The organism is Pseudomonas sp. NPDC089547, assembly GCF_050280665.1.
Classification (GTDB): domain Bacteria; phylum Pseudomonadota; class Gammaproteobacteria; order Pseudomonadales; family Pseudomonadaceae; genus Aquipseudomonas.
In genome coordinates this window covers 1-24,403 of record NZ_JBNNVS010000033.1, presented here as the reverse complement: position 1 = coordinate 24,403, position 24,403 = coordinate 1, and the positions used below count along the sequence as shown (strand labels likewise).

Here is a 24,403-nt window from a genome sequence, read left to right as displayed (position 1 = left end):
GGTAGGGCATTACACTAGTGGAAACAGGGGTTTGCGTTGCGGGTGTGAGCAGTGGTACGTTGCGCTACACGCCGGTGTAGCTCAGTCGGTAGAGCAGCGCACTCGTAACGCGAAGGTCGCAGGTTCGATTCCTGTCTCCGGCACCAGTTCAGGTTCCAGCGAAGGCTACCAAAATCTCTGGAACCCCCGTAAAACCCGCCTTCTGGCGGGTTTTTTCGTTATGGCGTTCCGTCGGATTCCGACAGCTGCCAGCCGATTTAGGGGTAACGTTTGGGATAAAGTCGATTCGATAAAGGGGTTTACCCTTATGGCTCGTACTACTGCTCCCCTGACCGACACCGCATGCCGTTCGGCCAAACCTACTGACCGCCCCTACAAGCTTTTTGACGGTGACGGTCTTTACCTCCTCGTTTACCCCAATGGACGCAAAGGCTGGCGCTTTCGGTATGTGAAACCGGATGGGCGAGAGGGGCTGACCTCGTTTGGCAACTATCCCGTCATTGGTCTCGCAGATGCTCGGCAGAAGCGTCTGGAGACCAAGCGGATGCTGGCTGAGGGCATCGATCCGATTGAATCCAAGCAACAGGCCAAGGCCGAGGCGGTTGTCAGAGGCCACACATTCGAGCGCGTTGCCTTGGACTGGCATAAGGAAATGTCCGTGAAGTGGGCGCCTGGCCATTCCAGGACCGTGCTGAGTCGTTTGAAGACTCACGTATTCCCGCTGCTAGGCGCACGCGCCATCGTTGATCTGGATACCTTCGATCTCATGCAGCCGCTTGAGGCAATCAAGAAGCGCGGCACGATCGATGTGGCGTTAAGGGTACAAAACTACCTTCAGAGCATCATGCGTGAGGCGAAGCGGCTACGGCTGATCACGGTGAACCCAGCATATGACCTTGAAGGCTTCATCAGCGCGCCACGGGTTACGCACCGGCCTGCACTCCCGCTGTCACGTCTGCCTGAGTTGATGGACCGCATCGAGAACTACAAAGGGCGCACGCTCACTCGGCTGACAGTCATGCTGTCGCTGCATGTGTTCGTACGCTCCAGCGAATTGCGCTTCGCACGTTGGAGTGAGTTCGACCTGAAGCGCGGTATCTGGGAAATACCTGACACGCGGCCCGCGTTGGACGGTGTTCCGTATTCGACCAGAGGAACGAAGATGGCAGGCGACATCCATCTGGTTCCCCTATCACCACAAGCGGTGGCGTTGCTCGAACAGATTCATGCGATCACGGGATACTTCGATTTGGTATTCACCAGTGACGCTCGCTCGTGGAAGCCTATGTCCGAGAACACGGTCAACAGCGCTTTGCGGAACATGGGCTACGACACCAAGACCGAAATCTGCGGGCATGGCTTCCGGTCCATGGCTTGCAGTGCCTTGGTTGAATCCGGGCTGTGGTCGGAGACGGCTATCGAGCGGCAGATGAGCCACAGGGAGCGCAACAACGTTCGAGCGGCGTATATCCACAAGGCCGAGTTCCTGGAGGAACGTCGAATGATCATGAGTTGGTGGAGCCGCTACCTCGAAGCGAATCGGCAGGAGCATATCTCGCCGCATGAGTTCGCGAATCAGACCGGGGCAAACGTTTCTAGCCTAAGAGCAAGGCGTGGCGCAGTCGAGTGAGCGCACGGCTTTGAAATTTCGATGATCCGCTTTTCATGCAGGTCCATCCAAACAGGGCTGCAAAGCCGCCCTGTTTGGATGGACCTCACCTAAAAAATCAAAAGCACCCAATTGGCCACTGGAAACCACGTGATTCCGTACACGCCCAATGCCATTTTTAGTCGAAAATTCCAGCGGGCGTGTCGCTTGACCCTCTCGGATTGCGGGCGTAGAAAAGACAGTGCAAAGGCTGTCGTTGACAGCACCCCAGGTGACCCGAACCTTCAAGGTCACGCCGCTCCCGCGGTGGTTCTCCCCAAGGGCGATTCGCATCCGGCAGCTCGCCCGGTCACTACCCATGTGATGGATGCTCTTACACATATGGCGCTCGTGCGCCAGACACAACGTACCTCGCTGCCCTGCAGCAACCTATCCGCTTGGCCGAATCTTGCGCCAAGCTGTGCCCGTCTCTTTTCCTGAAAAGAGACGGGCACTTCTACCACTGCTGCAGCCCTGATAGCACATGGCTTTGCGGCAATCCCCCTCGTGACAATCGGTGCGACAAACGCCGATGTCACCAGCAACAGCGATGCAGATGATGGTGCTGCAGACCACGGAATGGACTGCACCTGACTGACAGTCAGGCATGCCCCAGTCATCGCATTGCTGCTTGCACTTGGCTCAGGATCTTCAGGCGCTGGTCTCGTCAGCTAGTGCTGCCTCCACCCGCCCACCGGTAACGGTGTTCAGGAGGCCAGATCATGAGATGCCCTTGCTCCCGGTTGTAAGGAGCCGCCAGTCCCGCGTAGTGGACATTCCCCACAGGCCGCAGGGGCCTTGATCCCTGATAACACTCAGCATTCTTGGCGGGATGACGTGGGGCAAGGACTGGAGAGCAGTAGGTGAGGTGATCGATATGGCATTGGTGGGTAGACGCGATGGCCGCAATTTCGGCTACGGTAGGCAGTTGAGCTACGCGGGGCCGCAAGCGTTGAAAGTTATGTTTGGCGGCGGTCACTACGGCACGGTCAAGGCGCACAGTGATAGGTGGTTGGCATTCGTGAACTGGTGCCGCTCCAAGTAGGGGCCCGGCATTAATGATGCGCGGCAGATTGATCGGAAGGTGTTGGCCGACTATGCGGCGTATCTGCGCGACGTGGTTGGGCGCGGTGACGTCGCCGTCAGCGCCGTACAAAATCGGCTATCCAGCGTTAACAGGGCCATGGCGGCGCGCCAAAAGATGGCCCAAACTAGAGGCGATTCTTCCCACCATATGACTCTCATCGATGTCACCCAGGTTTGATAGCTACTCTTCGCTTTAGTTTTTTTGAGATCTGCATGCCCAATATACAAAAATCTTACTTTTGTGTTGAGGAGGCACGAGCGGCTCCTTCATGACCTCAGTCGGAGCCGAACGGGCTGATAAATTGCTGTTTTCACGAGTTCCTTCTCGCAGCCCTCTGCAGTTGCTCCGAAGCGAGCATGGAACATGTTGAGTTCTGCGCGATAAACATTTAAATGTCAAGAAAAATACAGAGCACTCTTCACTAGCGACGTCTCAAATTCCGTCAGATAAGGAAGGTCCCCTCCTAAAGCCGTCTTAATTTCTTCCAAGTACTGATCTATGTTCATGCCATCAAAGTCATTGTGCGTTAATATTTTTTTTGTGATCTGATTAGGAATCCCAAACTCTTCCAAAGAACTTACGGGCGCTGGGAAGTAGAAATTTTCTAATGTTGAGGCAAAAGACTTATAGTCGCCAAAAGGATAAGAAAACCGCTTAAATATCAGTTCCTGAACGTCACTAATTGCGTAAATCAATTTTGGCAGGTTGTAGCTTACTAAATTTTTCTTGAAATTAAATACAGACTGTATTGCGTCATCAATGTTGTAGTTGCTTGTACCTTTCCTCCAGAATTCATAATCCTGCAGGATCAGGGCTTTGTCGTCTACCTTGTTTATGACATCAATCAGTTTTCTGTTAAGTTGCTTCTGAGTGCGTACAGTTCCGCCGCCCATTGCAGACACATTGAAGTACTCAAATAGTATCATCGACAAATGCTGCAGTTGATATTGGTCTGGATAAATACCATCCCAGCACATGAGTCTGTTCCAAGCACCGCATTTATCAATCAAGCTGCTGGCAAAGTTAATTAGCTTGCTTGGATTTATTCCTTGATGCTTTAGAAGTAATGGGACTGGAATGACATCCTGTTCATAATATCTTCTAATTTTCTCTCTGTTTGGCTCGTTTACTTCTGCTCCCATGTGGAGCAAGAGGGAGTCAGATGCATTATCACTTTGTGTGACAATAGGCATGTCTATAAAAGGTAATTCAGTTTGTGGTTTGTCACCAAGAATGTATACATTTCCTACGAAATGCTCAAACATCCTGCCGGATCTTCCAGATATGTTGTTGAATGTGAACATGTCAAGCTTGGTTCTTTTTGTTATGCAGTCATCGTATATTATGATATTTTTTGCGTTGGTATTCACACCTTCAATTAGTGTGGATGTGCAGATAAGAATGTTGATTTTTGAATCGTTGAAGTAATCAACTATCAGAGCTGCTACCGCTCTGGGTAATTGAGCATGGTGATAAGCAATGCCATGGTTAAGCCCATCAATCAGCGACCATTCATGATGAAAGTTTTCTGCAAGCCAAGTTGAAAATTCTTTGTTGCTTGGGGTGGGGGCAAATAAGTCGGAATCGAGCAGCTTTACCAACAAAGAACTCGCCCTTTTTGGTGACTTGCAGTAAATTACAGTTTGCTCATTACGCGCTTTTGACTTCAAAATTTTTAAAAGAATTTCGTCTCTTTCTAAGTCTACTTCCGAGTCTTTGCCCTTGGTGTTCAGCGGATAGAAAAACTCGTTGGTTGCTACCGTAGCATACGAGTCAAACTTCAAGAATGTGCATCTAAGCTCCTCTTCAATCCCAGATGCCAGGCCATTTATCCTGGGCCCAAGCATGTAGAAACGCTTGCATCTAGCGTAGAGTTTTTTGAATGCCAAGTTCAAGCGATCACATCTTTCATCATTGCTACTAGTTGGCGCTAGTTTGTAAAATTCGTCTACGATGAAGAAGTCAGTCGAGCTTAAATCGTTATGTTCAAGCACTCGTTCCTGGGTCAGGATATAGATGTTTTTTAAGCTTGCTTCTTGTGCTACTTGAGTAATAATTTTGTAATGGTCGCAGTATTTGTGCAGCTTTTTCTTTAATTCATCCATTAATGCGATGGTAGGTACGACAACTACAATATTGTCGAACTCGTGAGTGGCAACCAAAGCTTCAATGATTAAGCTTTTCCCAAAGCTGGTTGGCGCACTCAGAATAATGTTCTCACCATTGATTATTCTGTGGAAAACCTCGGCCTGACGAATATGAAACGTCTTGCTTTCGTCTTGAGGTGTAGTAAACAGAAGGCGTCGCAGCTTATCTTTGCTAGAATTTTTTTTGTCATCAATGTATGGGTAGAGCCCTAACTCACCTAATAGGTGATCTAGGATGAAGGCATTTTGTATTTCATCCTTTCTTTCTAAAGCTCTGATGACAATGTCTTGAACGAGATGGATATGCTTGTGACCATTATATTCATTTACAAGAGATGCAAGGAAGCTATCCCACTGGTTGTAGTTAGGGTCGTCGATCTTAGATTTTGATTCTTGGTACCAGGTGCTCATGAGTTTAGCTCCTGCAACAGCGCGGAATGCACGATAGAAATATCTGACACAGGAAAATAAAAAATCCTTAAATCTATCAGGTCTATTAAGTTGGGGTTTATGCCGTCCGCAAGAATACTTCTGCAATACTGTATTTTTCTGTTAAATAGTTCGATAAATAAGCTTTTGTCGTATTCTTTTATTATCAAGCTATCATGCATGAGGAAGACCGGTATAATTATTTTATCGAAGCGGTCGTCTAGGCTTAGATTTGAGTTTGCCAGTCTTTTCAGTTTATCAACGTGCGGCCATGAGTCATCAATTTCTGCCGTGAGTGTGTATAATCGGTGCTTTAAAGTTGTTATGTTTGCAATGTATTCTATGTTCTCAATAGCAATCTTTACTGCATCTTCAATATTCGTACTAACTGATGATGCACCGATCCATAGCTCTATGGTGTCAAGGTTTAATACTGCATGCGTGCATGAAAATGTTTTATTGTTGGCGTCAAAAACTTTATTCATGACAGGGATGGTTTTATACGAGTCCCGGATAGCGATATGTAAGAAAAGATCGCCAAGAGCATTTATGTCGTGACTGGGGTAATTGGCTCTGGCATACTTAAATAGGCTTCTCTTGGCTCCAGTGAAGTTGGCTTTCTCTTTGTGTGATAAGCAGTAGTCTATTATCCAATCGTATACTGCTTCTGTAAGGTTATTTATGTTCCAAGTTTTCATAGTAAACCCAATATCAACTCCTTTGATATTTGGCTGTTCTACATTGCAATTTATGCAGTATTTGAATGGGGAGGGAGGGTGCTTAGGAGGCTCATAATTTATGCCATCTTGGATTTTTATGTTGGTTATTGATTTTGTTATTATTTTGTGTGCGGAAGTATCGCTAAGGATATCTTTAAGTGATACTGCGTAAAGCGTGTTGGTACCTTGCTGCACCAACAAAACGCCAATGCATGATCCATCGTATAATACAGGTGATCCCGACATTCCTCGATACGCGCTAATGGTATCGGACTGAGAGACCTCGAAGCTATACTCCCTGCTAGTTATGTTTTCAAATGAATTGGTAATTCTAACTTTTATTGGCGCGTGATAGTGTTCTTTCTCAATTGGGTATCCACAAGATTTGACTTCGGTATCTAAATTAACGCTGGCTGAATATAGGTCGATAAAACTACCTGCAGAGCTCTCTATTTCCAGAATGGCAAAGTCGCTATTCTCATTCCAGTGAATGCATTTTGCGCAAATGTATTGTCCACGAGCATAGTCATCACTTGAGAAGTATATTTTTATCTTGCCTTCGTTGGAGATGACATGGTACGCAGTAAGAAGTAGGCTTGGAGAGATCGAGAAACAAGTTCCTCTCGCCACTTTTCTTGTTTGCTCTTCATCGCTTTCGACAGATTCGATGATATAAATTGAGCTTAAGTTGTATTCGCTAGGAATTCCGGTGCTCATAACTCAATCTCGTAGATGTCCATTTCAAGAGTTATATTTGAATAATTTGCCTTGAGCTGCTCTGTAAACCATGCTGGAATGTTGTCAAGGTTATAGTTGACCATGATTGTTGTGTTTCTTGCTCTATTTTCCTCAGCAATTCTAGCTAACGTTTCTAAATTCGGGTGCCCATGTGATTTACCGTTAGTGCTAATCATATACCTAGGGCTGTCGATTCTTTTTAGTAACGTCCTGCTGGTGTTATTCTTGCTACCATGATGAGATATTTTCACAGCATCTACTTTTATTGTTTCTATCCCGCAACTGTCTAGCCAAGAAATAACAGTCTCTGCATGGCAGTCCCCAAGATATAAAATTCTTTTCCCTTGGTGCTCTATTAAAAACGAAAAGCTACTTCGGTTGGTCGCTGACGTATCCTCTGCAAACGGCTCATTGGCTAATGATTCGATGGTATATAAATCTGTGTTTGATATTTTGCTAATGGGCGCCAAGTCTTTAATGCTGGTAATATACGTTTCAAATGCGTCATAATACACCTTGTTTATTATTTTTGGCTTGATTCGTCTTTCGTTTAGTTTATTCTCCCAGCTTTCTGTGATTTCAGGTAGTGAGGACTTTTCTGGGCCGATGGTGGTGAATTTAATATCCCCTGTTTCGAAGCTTTTCAGGTTCTCTCTGTAAATGGCTTGTCCTCCGACTATATGATTGCACTTTAAGTTCTTAGAGCTAAGCAGATAGGATAGTGATGTTCCTTCAGCATATCCTATTTTCGTCTTATCATCGGATACAGATAATTCACTAGCTAGAGCTTGCAGCTTCCGGTCTATATGAGGGGTCGTGGGGTTGTTAATTTCCAGGCTACCGATCAATTGCTCGGCGCCGTTGAATAAGATGCTTTCAATCTCAGGGCACTGCGCATGCTCGAGAAGTTTGATTACCCCATTTACATGGTCGTTATCTATGTGCGTGACAATTAGCTTTGTTATTTTGGTTGTCTGTCCAATAACTTGATCTTTCCAGTTGTCAAATGATTGTGCAGTACCACCATCAATCAAAATAAATTCAGATTCGGTAATTATAGAGATGCAGTCTCCATTTCCCGCCTTATGCATTCTTAGTTTTAACATTTTCGCCATTCGTGATGCCTTGGTGCCATCATTGTAGCACTACGGGCATTGAATTTGTTGTGATGACGAGCCAGCTCTGGATGCCGCAAGATCTGTGATGATCTCGTTGAGGTTGATCAGAGTCGTGGTCACGACCCGGTGGCGGCGACCTAACAATAGGGTGTCGAGATCACCTAGATTAGAACGTATGAGGCGGGTGTTTGGCTATATTAGATAAGTTGTTAATACGTCATGTTCAATCATAAGTTACAAGCAGCATGGCCATCGATGCATTGCTGAAGCGGTGTAGAGACGCAAGTCGACAGGAGCTAATGGTTCGATTGAAACTTCTGCCAACGCAGCGCTCCTGTTATAAACTTAATAAGAATTCAGTTGGTCATTCCGGTTATTGCTCCTGCCGCCCCCATTTGGTGTGCGGACACATGACCTTATGGAGGCGGGTTAGTTATTTTTTGTCAGATATTGCATTAATTGGGCGGATTTGGAACTTCTTGCTGTAGCGCGGAGACTCGAAGTAACGGCCAGCCTTCACAGCTGTATCGATCAAAGCATCCATTGCTTCCTCTAGGCCCTCTTCCTTGTACGCAATCGACTCTTCGTTAGAGTGAATGCCAATATCGTCGTTGATTGTCCTGCACGGTACAAACGGATGAGCAATCTCTTCTAAATAGCTATAGAACGCACCTTTGGCTATGACCAGCCCGAATCGTCGCCAAGCGTATTTTCGCCCCCAATAATATCCATCGGTTGCCCTATGTCTTACGCGATCGTCATTCTTACCCTTGTTCTCTACCAACTTATCTTGCGAAAAGTGTTTGGCCGCAGAATAGCTAAGTAGCTTGTTCACGGTGTCCGCTCTTCCGAGGGCAGAAGGCTCGATGATATTTCTTCCATCAGTGTCAGTGGTGAATCCAATATTGTAGCGGTCGCCATTGACTAGCTCGACATTACTGCTGTTGGTTTCAAACTGGTAAAGAGTATCTGTCGTCTGAGGCTTGAACTGGTGCAGAAATTTTCCAGTTGGAAGCTGGCTAACCGAATAGTCTCGGACGATCACATCATGGATTGTGTATAGGTTTCTAGATTTCACTATGCTGTCCTTGTTTGAGAAATTCGTGACTGTCTAAGGTAGTGGCAAATTGCCTTTTCCACAAGCCGTACGAAAAACCCTCTTGTCGGCGTCATAGGTGTACGGTCACGGAATTAGATGATGCAGATTCATAGTGATTCGCTCGGAACTTTTCGTTCAGGCCTACAGATAACCTTGACGGGAGTGCTCCATCGCAAGACCCTGAGGTGTCTGGCGAAGTTGGAAGCTGTCATGGAGGCCAGCATGCTCGCCCTCAGCGCAGCGAAGTCAGGATAGTGGACGATTCTTAATCGTGGCGTCCTTGATCGTGCGGTTCAAGCACTCGACCTGGCCAGTGGTGCAAGGGTGGTAGGCTTTGGTCAGTCGATGTGATGGCGTGTTGCGTGGTAAACGCGATCAAAAATGATAGCTACGGGGTAATTTTAGAGATAAAGAATTTTAACCCACTAGATAATATCTAATAAATTCAGTATGTTTTGTTCTGATACGACTCCTGTCTCCGCAACGCTCAAATTGTCAATTTTGGCACCTCAGCATGCACTCCCTTCGACTGTCTTTTGCCTACAGATCTCCACGACCATTCACACAACACGAACCTTGCATCAGAGCTCTCACAGCGATACCTTTCTACAGTCGCGGCCAATTCCGCGACCGGGTTTGGCGACCCGAACGAAAAGGCGCATCGGCGCCCCCGACCACGATTGCAGGCGCTTTTTTTGCGTCCGCAGTTTCGTGTAATGGCGGCTGTGCGTGGGAGACCTTCGGGTCTGCCGAGTTCCTTTTCCTCGGTTCGCCAACCTGCGTACAGCTGCCACCCTAACCGTTTGGCGACGGTCAGCGTGGTGCTTCAATCGAAAAGGACCGCATGCATGCTCACTTCAAGTCTGTTCGGGATCCCCGCATTCGTTCTCCACCGTCGTTTTTCGGCGGCCCTCAGTGACGTCACCATCAGCAACCCGCGCCTTGTCTCCACAAAACCGGAGGCCCGCCATGTCTGACCAAGAACGCCTATCCACGATCCAAAGCTACGCCTGGACCCTAGAACTGCTAGGCGAAGCCCTGGTCCAGCACGATGAAATGCTGGAATGCGAACACAACCCGCGGCTGAGCTTTCGCAACACGGCCGGGATTCATCAGGCGATACGGATCATCAGCCGGTTGGCCAGTGAGCAGTGCGGGAAGGTGATGGAGCGGCACGGTCAAGAGTTGGAGGGGTAGGCGAAGACCGTCGATGGAGGGGCCAGATATCGGAGTTCCGATTGGCCCGTTCCTGTTGAGGGCCGCTAGCGGGTTCTTCCTGCCGGCTCGGAGTACGGGGCTGCTGCGCAGCCCATCGCAGGCAAGCCAGCTCCTACACCAACCGCGTATGTCTGGGCGGGGCGTTACCTGTGGCAGGTCGTTTCCTACGGCGCGGGCAGCCCTTTCATACCTTGAGAAACTTGCGAAAACGGCCACCCAGGAATAAAGTCCCTCCGTCGCCGAAGCATCGGTGATGCGACCTTGGCCGGTCGGAATCGAAAGGCGCATCAGCTCCCCATCTTCATCGCAGGCGCTTTTTTTGTGCCCGCGATGTCGCGTTATGGCGGTGGTGCGCGGGACACCTTCGGGTGTGCCGGGCTCCTTTCGTCCCGGTCGGCCAACCCGCGTACTGCTGCCACCTTAACTTGCTTGGCCGCGAGCGGTGGCAGTTCCATCACGAAAGGAACTCATGCATGACCACCGTAAATCCGTTACAGATCCTCGCATCCGTTCTCCTCCGTCGTTACTCGGCGGTCCCCAGTGGTTTCACTATCAGTGAACCCCACGCTGTCTCCGCCCAACCGGAGGCCCGCCATGTCTGACCAAGAACGCCTATCCACCATCCAAAGCTACGCCTGGACCCTAGAACTGCTAGGCGAGGCCCTGGTCCAGCACGACGAAATGCTGGAATGCGAACACAACCCGCGGCTGAGCTTTCGCAACACGGCTGGTATCCATCAGGCAATCCGGATCATCAGCCGGTTGGCCAGTGAGCAGTGTGGGAAGGTGATGGAGCGCAATGGCCAGGCGACGGAGAGTTAGGCGCTGGTGTTGATGAGCGATGGGCCAGAGAGCACTGTTGCAGCTGGCCCGTTTTGCTGTAGGCCGCTATAGGGGATTTCTGTCAGGGCGGGGAATGGGGCTGCTGCGCAGCCCATCGCGACGCAAGGCCGCTCCCACAGGGACCGTGCAGGTCATCATCAGCGTCCACTTGAAAATGGCCCAAGTGCGTTGATGCATGGCGTATCGAGAGCGGGTGGCCTTTATGGGCGAAGCTTCATGAGCATTTAGGTTGGCTGGCCCAAGGCCCTGTATTGGCGCCTCGCAACCCGCACAACGCCAGGCTGCAATCCTGCACGCTCAAACCGCAACGACCTCGGCAAGGTTGCGGTATTGGCCCTTGAAGTACAGCAATGGCTGCGAATCAGCTGCTTTCTGCAAGTTGAACGCCTTCACCTCACCAATCACGATCAGGTGGTCGCCCGCTTCGTGCTCAGCGTGAATTTCGCAATCGAGCCAGTACAAGCTGCCAGCGATTACCGGATTACCCAAAGGCGATTGCTGCCACTCCACGCCGTGCCACTTGTCCGTGCCTCGCCGGGCGAATTGGTTGGAGACATTGACCTGTTCACCGGACAGGATGTTGACCGCGAACCGACCGGCCTGGCGAATTCGAGGGTAGCTGGCCGAGCTGCGCATGACGCTGAATGACACCAACGGTGGGCTCATCGACACGCTGTAGAACGACTGGCAAGTAAAGCCAATCGGCTCGTCGTCGATGTGCGTTGTAATCACCGTGATGCCAGAGGCGTAGTGCCCAAGCGCTTCGCGGAAGCTCAACGGCTCGATAGCAGTACTGGGGAGTGACATAGTGGGTCCTGGGTATTGATTACCGCTCGAAAGTGCAGGGGTAAGCCAAGTCAGCCCGATCACTCGGGCTGTACTTCATCTGAACCTTCGCTGCTTTAGGCTCAGCGCTTGTTCAGTAGCTCTTGACGGACAATCTCTGCGCCGGCGCTCAGCGCGTTGAGCTTGCCTCTTGCCACGTGACGCGGCAGGGGCGCCATACCGCAGTTGGTGCATGGGTAGAGCTTGTCGGCGTCTACAAATTGCAGGGCCTTGCGAAGTGTGTTTGCCACTTCTTCCGGGGTTTCGATGCCGTGGTTGGCCACATCGATGGCGCCGACCATCACTTTCTTGCCACGGATCAGCTCGATCAGGTCCATGGGCACGTGGGAGTTGTGGCACTCCAGCGAGACGATATCAATGCTGGACTTCTGCAGCTTGGGGAAGGCTTCTTCGTATTGACGCCATTCCGAGCCCAAGGTCTTTTTCCAGTCGGTATTGGCCTTGATGCCGTAGCCGTAGCAGATGTGCACGGCGGTTTCGCACTTGAGGCCTTCGATGGCGCGCTCCAGCGTAGCGACACCCCACTCGTTCACTTCGTCGAAGAAGACGTTAAAGGCAGGTTCGTCGAACTGGATGATGTCGACACCGGCCGCTTCGAGTTCGCGAGCTTCCTGGTTGAGGATCTTGGCGAACTCCCAGGCCAGCTTTTCGCGGCTTTTGTAGTGCGCGTCATACAGCGTGTCGATCATGGTCATGGGACCTGGCAGTGCCCATTTGATCGGTTGCGAGGTTTGCTGCCGCAGGAACTTGGCGTCTTCGACGAACACGGGCTTGCGACGGGCAACGGCGCCCACCACCGTTGGCACGCTGGCATCGTAGCGATCGCGAATCCTGACGGTTTCACGTTTTTCAAAATCCACGCCATTGAGGTGTTCGATGAAGGTGGTGACGAAATGCTGACGTGTTTGCTCGCCATCGCTGACGATGTCGATACCGGCGTGTTGTTGCTCTTGCAAGGCCAAGCGCAGCGCGTCTTGCTTGCCTTCGATCAGTTCATCACCTTGCAGTTTCCACGGTGACCAAAGTTTTTCAGGTTCTGCGAGCCAGGAAGGTTTAGGCAAGCTGCCAGCAGTGGACGTGGGGAGCAATTTTTTCACAATAAAAGACCTTGTACGTGGGCGATTCAGGCGGCGTAACGGGTAGACCACTGCTCAAGGATGGCGTGGTAAGGTTTGATGAAGTGCTCTTCGGCAAACTTCCCCTGCTCAATAGCGAGCCGGCCACGTTCTTCTCGATCATAAACAATTCGCGTCAGCGAATAATCCTGGTGTTGCAAGCTGGGCTGATAGGACTTACCAGCTACGGAGTTCGCATTGTAGATTTCAGGGCGGTAAATTTTCTGGAACGTGTCCATCGTGCTGATGGTGCTGATCAGTTCCAGGTTGGTGTAGTCACCCAGCAAGTCACCGGCAAAGTAGAAGGCCAGGGGGGCAACACTGTTCGGTGGCATGAAGTAACGCACCTTCAGGCCCATCTTCTTGAAATACTCATCCGTCAGGGAGTATTCATCCTGCTGGTATTCAGCACCGAGTACCGGATGCTGGTTCTCCGTGCGCTGATAGGTCTTGGCACTGGAGACACTCAGGCAGATTACAGGCGGCTTGTTGAAGTGCGCCTTGTAAGCGTCCGAGCTGACAAAAGACTTGAACAGCTTGCCGTGCAGGTCGCCAAAGTTATCCGGTGTGCTGAAATCAGCCTGCCCCTTGTTATGGCCCAGCAACAGCACGCTGAAGTCATAGTCCCGTACGTACGATGAGAAGTTGTTACCCACCATTCCGGCGATGCGCTCGTTGGTTTGACGGTCAACCACGGTGGTTTTCAGGATTTCAATCAAGGGTAGGGCATGATCGCTGTGTTCGGCAGCAATATTCATTTCGACAGAGATGATTTCAAGCTCGACCGAGTACCGGTCAGCCTTGGGGTTGTCCCAGTGCGCCAGCGCATTGAAGCGGTTATCAATCATGTTCAATGTGTTGCGCAAATTCTCCTGGCGGCTGGCCCCTCTCGCCAAGTTGGCGAAGTTGGTGGTTATGCGCGTATTGTTCGATGGTTGATAGTTTTCATCGAAACAAATGCTCTTAATGGCAAATGCAAAGTCATTGCTCATTTTGGCCTGTTACCCTGATCTCGTAATGGATTCAGTGCGTCTTGTAGCGCTATTGTTCAGCTAACCAGAACTACACTGCCTATTTGAGATACATTTTAGGAGGCGCTATAGAGCGATAGCTAATGAATTGAATTCAGAGATTTTTTAGCGCTGCTCATGATGAGGCTAGGTTTGATTGAAAAATTCTCACCACCCTGTGCGGGGGGGCCTGAAAGAGCGTTCATTCGTGCTGGAGGCTGGCGCCACCAAGAAATACCGTATCTCGATTGATACCAGCATGAGCATGGATCTCTCGCCTACAGCTATCTAGCCAGTCAGCGCCTTTCGCTGCCTCGCGTCACGAATCCAACCTTGTGCCGGCGGGTGGTTTTTCCTGTCGGGCAGGTTTATCGGGGCTGCTTTGCAGCCCTTCGCGGGCTTGCCTGCTCCCACAGGGACAAGCTTTGGTGGCACCTATGCGGGCAGGCTCAGTCGCAACGCCAGGGCGGCCAGGGTCACAAGCAGGATCGGCAGGGTAAGCAGGGTGCCCACCTTGAAGTAGTAACCCCAGGTGATGCGGATGTTCTTCTGCGCCAGTACGTGCAACCACAGCAAGGTGGCGAGGCTGCCGATGGGCGTGAATTTCGGGCCCAGGTCGCAGCCGATCACGTTGGCGTACACCATCGCGTCATGGATCACGCCTGTGGCATTGCTGCCCTGGATTGAAAGCGCGCCGATAAGCACGCTGGGCAGGTTGTTCATGACCGAGGACAGCAACGCTGCCGTAATACCGGTGCCCAGCGTGGCAGCCCACAGGCCCTGCCCGGCGAAGTAGCTGAACAGTGTGGAAAGGGCATCGGTAAGGCCTGCGTTTCGCAAACCGTACACGACCAGGTACATCCCCAGCGAGAACACCACGATGTGCCAGGGGGCGTGCCTGATGACCTTGCGTGTAGAGATGATGTGGCCCTTGCCAGCGATGACCAGAAGGATGACGGCACACAGCGTCGCGACAACGCTGACGGGTACACCGAGCGGCTCCAGCGCAAACAGGCCGGCCAACAACAGGGCCAGCACCCACCACCCCGCAAGGAATGTGGCCTGGTCCCGAATGGCCCGCTTGGGGGCGGCCAGTTGTTCTGGGTCGTACTGGGCGGGGATGGCCTTGCGGTAGAACAGCCACAGCATCAGCAAGGTGGCGGCCACGCTCACCAGGTTCACTGGCCACATGACAGCGGCGTACGCACCAAAGCCCACCCCGAAGAAGTCGGCAGAGACGATGTTCACCAGGTTGGACACCACCATGGGCAGGCTTGCCGTGTCAGCGATAAAGCCCGCAGCCATGACAAAGGCGAGTGTGGCAGCAGGGCTGAAGCGCAGGGCGGTGAGCATTGCGATAACGATGGGGGTGAGGATCAGCGCCGCGCCGTCGTTGGCGAACAGTGCCGATACCGCAGCGCCCAGCAGCACCATCAGCGCGAACAAGCGCCCGCCGTTGCCCCGGCCCCAGCGGGCCATGTGCAAGGCCGCCCATGCGAAAAACCCGGCCTCGTCCAGCAACAGGCTGATGATGATGATCGCGATGAAGGTGGCCGTGGCATTCCACACCACGTGCCATACCACTGGCACATCACCCAGGCTGACCACACCGGTGAGCAGCGCCAGGGTTGCGCCTGCAGCAGCACTCCAGCCAACGCCAAGGCCTTTGGGTTGCCAGATGACCAGTGTGAGGGTGAACACGAAGATCAGGGCAGCGATGAGCATGTGTGACCCTCAGCAGCACGAAGCCTGGCGGATGGGGCGGTCTTGCGTGCAGGCAAGCCGACCTTGGTCGTTTTAGTCTGCTTTAACCCACAGTGATAGCTGCATTCAACACCAGCACCACAATCAAACCGACCACTGCCACGATGGACTGCACCACCGAAATGGTCTTGGTGGCTTCGCCCATGGTCATGCCGAACGACTCCTTCACCATCCAGAAGCCGGCATGGTTGGCATAGTTGAAGAACAACGAACCGCAACCGATGGCCAGGGCCAGCAATGGCAGGTTGAGGCTGGGGTCTGCACCTGCAAGCGGTGCCAGCAAGCCGGCAGCGCCAACGATACCCACGGTGGCGGACCCGGTAGACACCGAGAGCAACATCGCAATCAGCCACCCCAGGATCAAGGGCGGGAAGGCCGATTGCTGGGTCAGGTGCACAATGGCATCGCCCACCTTGGCGCTGGTCAGCAGCTCCTGGAAGGCGCCGCCGCCGGCGATGATCATGATGATGGAGGCAATAGGCTTGAGGCTTTTGCCCAACGCATCGCGCAGTTGTTCGGCGTCACCGCCACGGGCCAGTACCAGGCTGGCGCCGGCGAACAGCACGCCCAGCAGCATGGCGATCAGCGGGTTACCGAGGAAGCTGGCCAGCTCCAGCAGTGCATTGCCTTTGGGCAGCAGCATTTCGGCCACGGCATGCACCAGCATCAGGATTGCCGGCAGCAACGCGGCCAGCATGCCGATGAACACGCCGGGGCGGGGTTGGTCGCCGGCTTTTTCAGTCAGCGTGAACTGGTCCAGCAAGGCCTGGTCGGGCCGTGTGCTCATACGTTTGGAAATGAACATGCCATACAGCGGGCCACCCAGGATCATTGCCGGGATAGCCGCAAGGAAGCCGTAGAGCATGGTGGGGCCAACCGACGTCTTGAGCACGGCGATGGCGGTGAGGGGGCCAGGGTGCGGCGGGACCATGCCGTGCATGGCGGCCAGCGCCGAAATTACCGGCACACCTACATACACATACGCCGAGCCTTTGAAGCGTGCCTTGCCTTCCAGCTTGCGCGCCACGCTGAAGATCAGCGGCAGCATGATCACCAGGCCCACTTCGAAGAACATGGGGATGCCGATGACAAAGGCAACCAGCATCATGGCCCACGGGATCATGCGGTCTGACGTGCGTTTGAGGATCACATCAGCGACCTGCTCCGTGACGCCTGCGTCAGCCAGGATCTTACCCAGCATCGCGCCAAGCGCGATCACCACCCCGACTGCGCCCAGGGTCTTGCCGGCGCCGGTGATCAGGTGGGCGACGATGCTGCCGGGCTCCATGCGGGTTGCAAAGCCAACGCCGATGGACACCACCAGCAAGGCCAGCAGCGGGTGCATCTTCAGGCGCGACACGATAAGCGCCACCAGTACCAGGACACTGACCAAGGCAGTCAGCAACAGCTGTATATCTAAAGGAGTCATGCAAGGAATCTCGGTTGGGCAGGCGCTCTTGCGGCACTCAGGATTTGAAGGCGAACGGTTCGACGTCGAGAGGAATGGCACTGATGCCTACGGATGGAGGTTCCGCACACGGCAAATGAACATGGTTGGGTGGGGTATGCATGGAGCGATTCACCTTGTTATTTGGTCATCTATATGAATCGTTTCAAAGTATTTCGGTTGCGACCGGGCACTGTCAAGGGCAGGTGGTCGTCTCTGGAGGGGCGCGCGGTTGTCAGCCATCACCTTCGGGTGGCCTTTTAGCCCCGGCGGGCAATACTTCCCTGTATACGCAGGCGTGTTCCTGGTGGCGCGCGCCGCTGGGAGGTGTCAGGTGAACAAACTTTCAATCATAGGTGCCGGCCTGGTCGGCGAAGCGGCGGCGCAGATCATCGCCCGCGATGAGTTGTGCCGTGAGCTGGTATTGATGGATGTGCAGGGTGAGCTGGCGCAGGGCAAGGCGCTGGACGTGTGGCAGGCTGCTGTGGAATCCGGCTCGGATACCCGCGTTTACGGCGGCGCCAAGGCCGAAATGCTGGATGGCTCCGAGCTGGTGGTGATTACCGCAGGCGTGCCGCGCAAGCCCGGCCAGTCGCGCCAGGATGTGTTGAGCATCAACCTGCCGATACTGGATGGCATCATGGCCGACATCAAACACCATGCCCCAACGGCCACGGTGCTGGTGGTGTCCAACCCGGTCGACGTGCTCACCTACCGCGCCTGGAGCCTCAGCGGCCTTGGCCGCGACAAGGTGTTCGGGCAGGCGGGGGTGCTGGATACCGCACGCATGAAGTGTTTCATCGCCGAGCAAACCGGGTTTTCTGCACGGGACATCACGGCACTGGTGCTGGGCGGGCATGGCGACAGCATGGTGCCGTTGATGCGCTATTGCCAGATCGGCTCGGTGCCGTTGTCCCACTTCCTGTCCAGTGACCAGATCGAGCAAATCGTGGAGCGCACGCGCAAAGGCGGCGGCGAGATCCTGGGGTTGAAGAAGATGGGCAGCGCCTGTGATGCACCGGGCGTGGCCATTGCGCAGATGGTGGATGCCATCGCCAATCAACGAAACCGTATCTTGCCAGCGGTGGCGATTCTGGAAGGGGAGTACGGGCGCAAGGACATCGCCATGGGCGTGCCCTGTGTACTGGCGGGCGCGGGGCTTACGCGGGTAATCGAGTTGCCGCTGGATGCGCAGGAGCAGGCGATGTTTGACCATTCTGCCGATCAGGTGGCACGGGATATTGCCGAGATGAAGGCCCTTTGAGCGAAGGGCATGGCTTTATCGCCGGCGTGAGGGCGCCCTGACAGCGCGGATTGCCCCTCGGAATGCATCCAAGCTACCATTGCTAATAATTCCTATTAGCACAATGGCGTCCCCCCATGAATGCCCCTCCCAGTGCTCCAGCCCCTGGTTTCGAACTGGAGGCACTCTACCGTGCCCACCACGGCTGGATCCGCCAGTGGCTGCAGCGCAAGCTCGGCAACGCCCATGATGCGGCGGAGCTGGCGCAGGATGTGTTCGTGCGGTTGCTGACCAAACCCCGTGCCTTCAACGACCACGAGCACGCGCGCGCCTACCTCGGGCGCATGTCGCGCAATGCCTGTGTGGACTTCTGGCGGCGGCGGCGAGTGGAACAGGCCTACCTGGAGGTGCTGGCAGCCCAGCCAGAGCACCTGGTGCCATCGTTGGAGCACCAGGCCGTGATCCTCGAAACACTCGAGCAATTGCAGGCGATGTTCGAGCGCATGCCCAAGCGGGTGGCCGAGGCGTTCTTCATGGCGCAGCTACAGGGCATGAAGCAACGCGAGATCGCCGAGCAGTTGGGCGTGAGCGAGCGCAGCGTTAACACATACCTCGCCCAGGCGATGTACCAGTGCCTGCTGCTGGAAGTGGACCTGGACGACGCGCTGACGTGAGCCGGGTCCAACTCGACCATGCCGTGCTGCAAGCGGCTGCCGGCTGGTTCGCGCGGTTGCACGCAGCGCCGGGCGACCCCGCCACCCAAGCACAGTGGCGTGCCTGGTTGGGCGAAGATGCGCGCCATCGCCTGGCTTGGTCCTATGTGGAAAACATCAACCAACGTTTTGGCAACCTCGACGGCCAGGCCGAGCAGGCGCGGCAAGTGTTCGACAGCGTTCGCCGTGGCCAGCAGTCTCGCCGGGCCGTGCTGGGCAGCTTTTGCGTGGCCGGTGCTGCCGGGTTGTTGGGGTGGGGCAGCTGGCAGCGGGGCTGGGTGGACTCGCCGCGCGCCTGGTTTGCCACCTACCGCACTGGCCTGGGCGAGGTGCGCCCGCTGACACTTGCCGATGGCAGCCAGCTGTGGCTGAACGGCGAAACGGCGCTGGATGTGCAGTTTGATGAGGGCGTGCGGCAGCTGCGCCTGTACCGCGGCGAAATCCTGATCGAAACCGGCAACGACCCTCGGCCCCTTGCCGTCACGACGCGCGCGGGGCGCATGCAACCGCTCGGCACGCGCTTCAGCGTGCGGGATCAGGGGCTCACAACCACCTTGAGTGTGTTCGAAGGCGCCGTGCAGGCCACCTGCTCCGGCAGCGGTGTGCAAACCACGCTGGGCGCCGGGCAAATGCTGGTGTTCGACGCGCATCAGGCGGGTGCGTCGACGGCTGCACAAGCCCTGCGCCAGGACTGGAGCCGTGGTGTGCTGGTGGCAGAAGACATGCCATTGGGCCAGGTAGTCGACGTGCTGCGTGACTACCGCCGTGGCCACCTGGGCATCGACCCCGCGCTGAACAGCTTGCGTGCGGTGGGTACATTCCCGTTGCTGGACACGGACCGCACCCTGGCGATGCTCGAGCGTGCGTTGCCCATTCAGGTGGTGCGCACCTTGCCTTGGTGGGTCTCGATCGAGGCGCGCTGAAAAATTTTCAAAATTCTTTTTCTGGTTTTGCGACGCTCATGCGCTTGGTGGGATGACGCTACTTCATCCTGCTTACGGAAGGACCCCTTCATGCTGCTTCGCGACCCTGCTTACCTGCGCCGCCATCCGCTGGCCCTGGCCATTCTCCTTGCCCTTGGTGGCCACGTTGCCGCCGCCCAGGCCGACAGCAACAGCGTAGCGGCGCAAGGCGTGGTGTTTGACATTCCTGCCGGGCCGCTGGCGCGGCAACTGAACCTGCTGGCCAGTCAGGCCGGGCTTTTGATCGGCGGTGATGCCACACTCACCGCCAACAAGCAGAGCCAGGCAGTCAACGCTACCAGTGTGGAACAGGCGCTGGCGCAGATGCTGGCTGGCAGCGGCGTGGAAGCCGTGCGCACGGGCGAACGGGAATTCCAGCTGGTGCGCCAGGCCGAGGCCGCAGCAGGTGCGCTGACACTGGGCACCACCACCATCTCTGGCCAAGGCCTGGGCGACTTGACCGAGGGCACCGGGGCTTACGCCACGGGGCGTTCGTCCACTGCCACCAAGCTGCCGATGAGCCTGCGCGAAACGCCGCAATCAGTTACCGTGGTCACGCGCCAGCGCATGGATGACCAGAACATGAAAAACCTCGATGACGTGATGCGCAATGCCACCGGCGTCACCATCATCAAGAACGGCAGTGAGCGCTCGCTGTACCAGGCTCGTGGGCAGACAGTGGAAAACCTGCAGATCGATGGCGTGCCGACGAACATTGGCAACCCGTACTCGATGGACACCATCTCCAAGCCCAACACCGACATCTACGACCGCGTGGAAGTGGTACGCGGCGCCACCGGCCTGATGGAAGGCGCGGGTAACCCGTCGGCCTCCATCAACCTGGTCCGCAAGCGGCCCACGGCCGAGCCCCAGGCATTGATCGAAACGTCGGTTGGCTCCTGGGACGACTACAAGACCATGGTCGACCTGTCTGCGCCGCTGAACGACGCGGGTACCCTGCGCGGTCGCTCGGTCATCACCTACAACAACGCCAACAGCTACCTGGACACCGCCCAGAAAGAAAACCAGCTGTTCTACGGCATTGTCGAGGCCGACCTTGATGAGTCCACCCTGGCCACCATCGGGTTTACCTACCAGAAGGACCGCAACTCCGGGTACGACTGGTCGGGCCTGCCCAGCCAGCAGAGCGGCGCCTTCTACCCGATCTCGCGTTCCACCTCGCTGACCGGCGACTGGAACCACCTGGACAAGCGCAACACCACCCTGTTCGCCGACATCCAGCACACCTTTGCCAACGGCTGGAAGGGCGTGGTGGCCGTAAACCAGATGTGGGCCAAGTCGGACTTTCTGGGCAACTACACCTACCCGGGTGGTGGCACCGACCTGTTCACCCTCAACCCGCGCCACTTTCACTTCGACGACACCCAGACCAGCATCGATGGTTATTTCACCGGCCCGTTCCAGCTGCTGGGCCGCCAGCATGAGCTGATCGTGGGCGGCAACTGGAACAAGGACGACTTCGACTACCACGGCGGGCGCGATGCCACCTACCGCTACATTGTCGACATGAACAACCTGGCCGCGTTCGACCCGCCCAAGCCGACCGCACTAAACGTCAACCAGTGGCAATACAACCGTACCCAGGAGCAGAAGGGTGTGTATGCGGCCAGCCGCTTCAGCCTTACCGACAGCACCACGCTCATCCTCGGTAGCCGCTGGAGCTGGTACAGCCACGATTCGCTGGACGACACCAATGGCGTGCGTGAACCCACCGACCACAAGCACTTCTCCGAAAGTGGCGAAGTCACCCCGTATGCGGGCCTTGTGCAGGACCTGAACGAAAACTGGTCGGCCTATGCCAGCTACACCGAAATCTTCAAGCCGCAGAGTTCGCAGGATGTGGATGGCAACACGCTCCTGCCGATGACGGGCAGCAACTACGAGGTCGGCTTGAAGGGTGAGTTCCTGGACAAGCGCTTGCAAACCTCCATCGCGCTGTTCCAGGCCGACCAGACCGGCCGTGCCGAACGGGTGACCTGTGCGCAGACCTTTGCTTGCTACCGTGCCTCCGACAAGGTGCGCAACAAAGGCATCGAGCTGGAGTTGACCGGCGAGGTGCTGCCGGACTGGAACGTGTCGGCGGGGTATACCTATACCCAGTCCAAGTACATTGCTGGTGAGCAGAAAGGCGAAGACTTCAACGGCGCCTCGCCACGCCACCTGTTCAAGGTCGCCACCGACTACCGCCTGCCGGGGGCGCTCAACCAGCTGCGAGTGGGCGGCAGCTTCTACGCCCAGAGCAAGATGACCCAGACCGAGGCCGGCGCAAGCTACAAGATCCAGCAGGACGCCTACCACCTGACCAACCTGCATGCGATCTACGAGATCAACAAGCACCTCGAAGTGCAGTACAACCTGGATAACGTGTTCGACAAGAAGTACTACCAGACCCTGGGCAACCTCAACTACTGGAACTTCTACGGTGAGCCGCGCAATTTCAACCTGGCGTTGCGGGCGAGGTTCTGATGCAGGGTCCTGAACCTGGCGCTGGCCTTGTAGGCGCAACTGTCTTGCTCAAAACCTGAGAGCTGACGCGATCCCTGTGGGAGCGGGTTCACCCGCGAAGAGGCCGGCTCAGGTAGCACAAGGCAGTTGCTCCCACAGGCGAAGAGGGCGCAGTCACGACCGGTTGTAAATGAAAACCCTTATCGTTAAAGTCAGCGCCTTCTTCCCCTGCCCGGGTTGCCCTCACGCATGAAGACCGAAGAGCTGGAACTGGCTTTCAAGGCCCATGCCGGGGAGTTGCGCGCCTTCCTGTACCGGCAGCTGCGCAACACCGACACCGCCGCCGACCTGGTGCAGGAAACCTACCTGCGCATGCTGCGCCAGCCGCCTCGCGGCCCGGTGTTGAACCTGCGCAGCCTGCTGTTTCGCATTGCCCGCAACCTGGTCATCGACCACACCCGCAGCCGCGGCACGCGGGGGCAGCATGACGAGGGCATGGCTTACCTGTACGAAGTCACTGGCGAAAGCCCGGAGCCCTTCGCCGAGGTTGCCGCCCGGCGTGAGCTGGCGTTGATGGCCGAGGCGCTGCAGCGCCTGCCGCCACGCTGCCAGCAGATATTCCTGCTATGCCGCCTGGAGGGTATGGCGCACAAGGCGGTGGCCGAACAGTTGGACGTTTCCGTGAGCACGGTCGAGAAACAGCTGGCCATCGCGCTGGACTTTCTGGGCCAGAGTTTGCAACGTTGACGGTTATGCACAAGCCCTCTGCTCCCCTCGACCCTTCACCTGACGTACGCCGGGCTGCCTATGCCTGGGTGGTGCGTTTGACCTCGGGTGATGTGCAACCAGGCGATGTGGAGGCGGCGCGGGCCTGGTGCGCGCAGGCGCCGGAGCATCAGCAGGCGTTTGTCGAGGCGCGCCAGCTATGGGCGTTGAGTGGGCAACTTCAGGCCCCGGTGCGGCGGCGTGCGCCGGCCCGGCAATGGGCGCTGGCCAGTGCGGCGGTGCTGGTGCTGGGCGTCGGCGTGGCGTTGGCCTGGTACGGGCAGTGGGGGGCGGATTACCGGACCGGGGTAGGGGAGCGCCGGGTTGTCGCGTTGAGCGATGGCTCGCGTATCAGCCTGGATGCCGAGTCGGCGGTGGATGTCGAACTGAGTGAGCGTTCGCGGCGTATCGTCTTGCGCAAGGGCGAAGCGGTGTTCGAAGTGGCGCACGACCCGGCACGGCCGTTTACCGTGCAGGCCGGCGAGGTGCAGGCCACGGCGCTGGGAACCGTGTATGCGGTGAGCCGCGAGGGCTCGGCGGTGGATGTGGTGGTGCAGCGTGGGCGGGTGGCGGTCAGCGATGCGGCGGCCCGGGTTGAGCTTGCTGCCGGCGAGGCGGTTGGCAGTGATGCCGGTCGAATGACCGCCAGATATGGGCTGGACGTGGACAGTGCGCTGGCCTGGCAGCAGGGGCGGCTGGTATTCGAGCAGGCCCCGCTGGCGCAGGTGCTGAAGACGTTGGAGCGCTATCGGCCCGGGTTGCTGGTGATTGGCGATGAGCAACTGCGTGGGCTGAAAGTCAGCGGCACGTTCCAGCTGGACCGGCTGGATGAAGGTTTGGCAACCCTCGAACAGGCGTTTCCACTGAGCATTCGGCGGTACACAGGTTACCTGCTGGTGTTCAAGGCCCGTGACTGAGGGCTGGCGCTATCCCTGTAGGAGCGGCCTTGTGTCGCGAAAGGGCTGCAAAGCAGCCCCAGCAATTTGTGCATCTGCGCTGAAACCCCGGGGCTGCTCTGCAGCCCTT

General features: G+C 55.5%; 18 protein-coding genes, 1 tRNA gene and 1 pseudogene. 11 read left to right on the top strand and 9 right to left on the bottom strand.

What is annotated here, in order from left to right; genetic code table 11:
* The first annotated feature begins 70 nt into the window (after positions 1-70).
* From ACQKPZ_RS20305 to ACQKPZ_RS20295, 3 genes and pseudogenes are all read left to right on the top strand, one after another.
* Positions 71-146: transfer RNA gene (locus ACQKPZ_RS20305), tRNA-Thr, on the top strand.
* A gap of 161 nt (positions 147-307) precedes the next feature.
* Positions 308-1,630: a tyrosine-type recombinase/integrase gene (locus ACQKPZ_RS20300; protein ID WP_427541500.1), complete on the top strand. Its 1,323-nt coding sequence runs from the start codon at positions 308-310 to the stop codon at positions 1,628-1,630.
* An 895-nt stretch (positions 1,631-2,525) separates the two neighbouring features.
* A pseudogene (locus tag ACQKPZ_RS20295) lies at positions 2,526-2,840 on the top strand (integrase domain-containing protein); the annotation flags it as partial.
* Positions 2,841-3,130: 290 nt separating this feature from the next.
* Here the strand turns inward: ACQKPZ_RS20295 and ACQKPZ_RS20290 are convergent.
* The 4 genes from ACQKPZ_RS20290 to ACQKPZ_RS20275 form a co-directional block, all read right to left on the bottom strand.
* Positions 3,131-5,293 (bottom strand): DEAD/DEAH box helicase, encoded by a 2,163-nt coding sequence (locus tag ACQKPZ_RS20290; RefSeq protein WP_427541497.1) that lies wholly within the window; start codon positions 5,291-5,293, stop codon positions 3,131-3,133.
* Complete coding sequence (locus tag ACQKPZ_RS20285; protein WP_427541494.1) at positions 5,290-6,747, bottom strand: Hachiman antiphage defense system protein HamA; 1,458 nt, start codon at positions 6,745-6,747, stop codon at positions 5,290-5,292. The genes ACQKPZ_RS20290 and ACQKPZ_RS20285 overlap by 4 nt, the downstream gene beginning before the upstream one ends.
* Positions 6,744-7,883, bottom strand: coding sequence for a ComEC/Rec2 family competence protein (locus ACQKPZ_RS20280; protein WP_427541491.1), 1,140 nt, complete (start codon positions 7,881-7,883; stop codon positions 6,744-6,746). The genes ACQKPZ_RS20285 and ACQKPZ_RS20280 overlap by 4 nt, the downstream gene beginning before the upstream one ends.
* Before the next feature lie 436 nt (positions 7,884-8,319).
* Complete coding sequence (locus ACQKPZ_RS20275) at positions 8,320-8,964, bottom strand: hypothetical protein (RefSeq protein WP_427541488.1); 645 nt, start codon at positions 8,962-8,964, stop codon at positions 8,320-8,322.
* A 990-nt stretch (positions 8,965-9,954) separates the two neighbouring features.
* Between ACQKPZ_RS20275 and ACQKPZ_RS20270 the strand changes: the two genes are divergently transcribed.
* Together ACQKPZ_RS20270 and ACQKPZ_RS20265 are read left to right on the top strand one after the other, a co-directional pair.
* Positions 9,955-10,182: a hypothetical protein gene (locus tag ACQKPZ_RS20270; RefSeq protein ID WP_391132335.1), complete on the top strand. Its 228-nt coding sequence runs from the start codon at positions 9,955-9,957 to the stop codon at positions 10,180-10,182.
* A gap of 615 nt (positions 10,183-10,797) precedes the next feature.
* On the top strand, positions 10,798-11,025 hold the full coding sequence (locus ACQKPZ_RS20265) for a hypothetical protein (protein WP_427541485.1): 228 nt from the start codon (positions 10,798-10,800) through the stop codon (positions 11,023-11,025).
* 318 nt (positions 11,026-11,343) lie between these two features.
* Here ACQKPZ_RS20265 and ACQKPZ_RS20260 read toward each other — a convergent pair whose 3' ends face one another.
* From ACQKPZ_RS20260 to ACQKPZ_RS20240, 5 genes are all read right to left on the bottom strand, one after another.
* Positions 11,344-11,853, bottom strand: coding sequence for a flavin reductase family protein (locus ACQKPZ_RS20260; RefSeq protein ID WP_427541482.1), 510 nt, complete (start codon positions 11,851-11,853; stop codon positions 11,344-11,346).
* Between the two features lie 101 nt (positions 11,854-11,954).
* Positions 11,955-12,989, bottom strand: a complete 1,035-nt coding sequence (locus tag ACQKPZ_RS20255) for a methionine synthase (protein ID WP_427541479.1) — start codon at positions 12,987-12,989, stop codon at positions 11,955-11,957.
* A gap of 26 nt (positions 12,990-13,015) precedes the next feature.
* On the bottom strand, positions 13,016-13,999 hold the full coding sequence (locus tag ACQKPZ_RS20250; RefSeq protein ID WP_427541476.1) for a DUF1852 domain-containing protein: 984 nt from the start codon (positions 13,997-13,999) through the stop codon (positions 13,016-13,018).
* 453 nt (positions 14,000-14,452) lie between these two features.
* Positions 14,453-15,742: an arsenic transporter gene (locus ACQKPZ_RS20245; protein WP_427541473.1), complete on the bottom strand. Its 1,290-nt coding sequence runs from the start codon at positions 15,740-15,742 to the stop codon at positions 14,453-14,455.
* A gap of 82 nt (positions 15,743-15,824) precedes the next feature.
* Positions 15,825-17,210: a GntP family permease gene (locus tag ACQKPZ_RS20240; RefSeq protein WP_427541470.1), complete on the bottom strand. Its 1,386-nt coding sequence runs from the start codon at positions 17,208-17,210 to the stop codon at positions 15,825-15,827.
* Positions 17,211-17,562: 352 nt separating this feature from the next.
* On the opposite strand from ACQKPZ_RS20240, the gene ACQKPZ_RS20235 reads away from it, so the two are divergent.
* The 6 genes from ACQKPZ_RS20235 to ACQKPZ_RS20210 all read left to right on the top strand — a co-directional run bounded on the left by ACQKPZ_RS20235 (position 17,563) and on the right by ACQKPZ_RS20210 (position 24,294).
* Complete coding sequence (locus ACQKPZ_RS20235) at positions 17,563-18,492, top strand: malate dehydrogenase (RefSeq protein WP_427541467.1); 930 nt, start codon at positions 17,563-17,565, stop codon at positions 18,490-18,492.
* Positions 18,493-18,608: 116 nt separating this feature from the next.
* Complete coding sequence (locus ACQKPZ_RS20230) at positions 18,609-19,145, top strand: sigma-70 family RNA polymerase sigma factor (protein ID WP_427541464.1); 537 nt, start codon at positions 18,609-18,611, stop codon at positions 19,143-19,145.
* A complete protein-coding gene (locus ACQKPZ_RS20225; protein WP_427541461.1) occupies positions 19,142-20,107 on the top strand; it encodes a FecR domain-containing protein in 966 nt (321 codons plus the stop codon). Before ACQKPZ_RS20230 ends, ACQKPZ_RS20225 begins: the two co-directional genes overlap by 4 nt.
* 90 nt (positions 20,108-20,197) lie before the next feature.
* Positions 20,198-22,633, top strand: a complete 2,436-nt coding sequence (locus ACQKPZ_RS20220) for a TonB-dependent siderophore receptor (protein WP_427541458.1) — start codon at positions 20,198-20,200, stop codon at positions 22,631-22,633.
* A gap of 228 nt (positions 22,634-22,861) precedes the next feature.
* The gene (locus ACQKPZ_RS20215; RefSeq protein ID WP_391132304.1) at positions 22,862-23,359 is read left to right on the top strand and encodes an RNA polymerase sigma factor; all 498 of its coding nucleotides are present in this window, start codon (positions 22,862-22,864) and stop codon (positions 23,357-23,359) included.
* Positions 23,360-23,364: 5 nt separating this feature from the next.
* Positions 23,365-24,294 (top strand): FecR family protein, encoded by a 930-nt coding sequence (locus tag ACQKPZ_RS20210; RefSeq protein WP_427541455.1) that lies wholly within the window; start codon positions 23,365-23,367, stop codon positions 24,292-24,294.
* Positions 24,295-24,403 lie beyond the last annotated feature (109 nt).